Origin of the sequence: Hespellia stercorisuis DSM 15480, from assembly GCF_900142165.1 — a bacterium.
GTDB classification, from domain to species: Bacteria; Bacillota; Clostridia; order Lachnospirales; family Lachnospiraceae; genus Hespellia; species Hespellia stercorisuis.
The window spans coordinates 1-1,499 of record NZ_FQZY01000151.1; the positions used below are offsets into that span (position 1 = coordinate 1).

General features: G+C 47.8%; 1 protein-coding gene. It reads left to right on the forward strand.

The annotated features are described in order from the left end of the window. Positions 1-1,499 (forward strand): DUF927 domain-containing protein (locus BUB85_RS20830; RefSeq protein WP_073113379.1); only part of this gene is annotated, 1,499 nt, incomplete at both ends.

The window sequence follows — 1,499 nt, forward strand, 5'->3', positions numbered from 1 at the left end:
AAAGAATATGACAAAGACACCATTCTGGCGGATGAAGTCTTTGTTGAGATATTCGAACAGGAAGATGAGATACAAAAGGCCCGGATGCTGCTGTCCCTGCAGGACGCGGCAAAGGCTCTGGGCGTAAAGGGGCAGTTTGATCATATGGTTTCGGCGTATACGAAGGCCGCCAAAGAAACGCGAAAGAACCGGGCAAATTCTACCATGGTGGAGAATTGGACGAATTTCACCGGATCCTATGACAACATGTTGTGCGGTTCTTGGATTGCATCGGATGAGGGCATTTACACTTTCAATAAGGATTATACCAATGAGGTGATTGTCTGCTATCATCCAATCCTTCCGGTGGAGCGGCTAAAGAATCTAGAGAGCGGGGAGGAACAGTTGCGGATCGCTTACAAGAGAAACCACAAATGGAATGAAATTGTGGTGCCAAAGGATCTGGTCTCTTCAGCCAACAAGATTGTCTCTCTATCAAAGCTTGGAATTGCTGTTACATCGGAGAATGCCAGACTGCTGGTCAAATATTTGTCCGATCTTGAGAACCTGAACGATGACAATATCCCGGTGCAGATGTCCAGTTCAAAGCTGGGATGGGTGGGTGAAGGCTTTATCCCGTATGATACTGACATTGTTTTTGATGGAGATATGCAGTTTAAGTACATATTTGAGAGTATAAAGGCCCATGGGAATAAGCAGCAGTGGATGCAGCACGTGAAAGATCTGCGGAAGACTGGGAGAATTGAGATTAAGTTTTTTCTGGCAGCATCCTTTGCCAGTATTCTCGTGGGGATGCTTGGGGGCCTGCCGTTTATCGTTGATCTGTGGGGGGAGACAGAAGGGGGAAAATCCGTAGCGATGATGTTGGCGACATCGATCTGGGCGAATCCAGACGAGAACCAGTATATTGGTGATTTTAAGACAACGGACGTGGCGTTGGAGATAAAGAGCAACCTTCTCAATAACCTGCCACTTATGCTGGATGATTCCAGCAAAGTGAGTGCCCGCATCCGGGATAACTTCGAGGGTGTCGTGTACGACCTGTGTTCCGGAAAGGGGAAGAGCCGGTCAAATAAAGATCTGGGAGTCCGGAAGGAGAACCGGTGGAAGAATGCAATTCTAACAAATGGAGAGCGGCCGCTGTCGTCCTATGTGTCGCAGGGCGGGGCAATCAACCGGATACTGGAAGTGGAGTGTCAGGAAAACGTGTTTCCGGATCCGCAGTACACAGCGGAACTGCTTAAAAAAAGCTATGGGCATGCCGGGATCCAGTTTGTCAAAATTATAAAAGAGATGGGAATCGATGAAGTACGTGAGATACAGTACGAGATTCAGAAGGACATTTACCAGGATGACAAGATGCAGAAGCAGAGCATCGCGTTATCCATCATTTTAACGGCGGACAGGATCGCGACGGACTATTTGTTCAGAGATGGCCAATACATTGAATATGAGGAGGCTAAGCGCGTTCTGGTAGACAAGAATGAACTGTCGGAGCA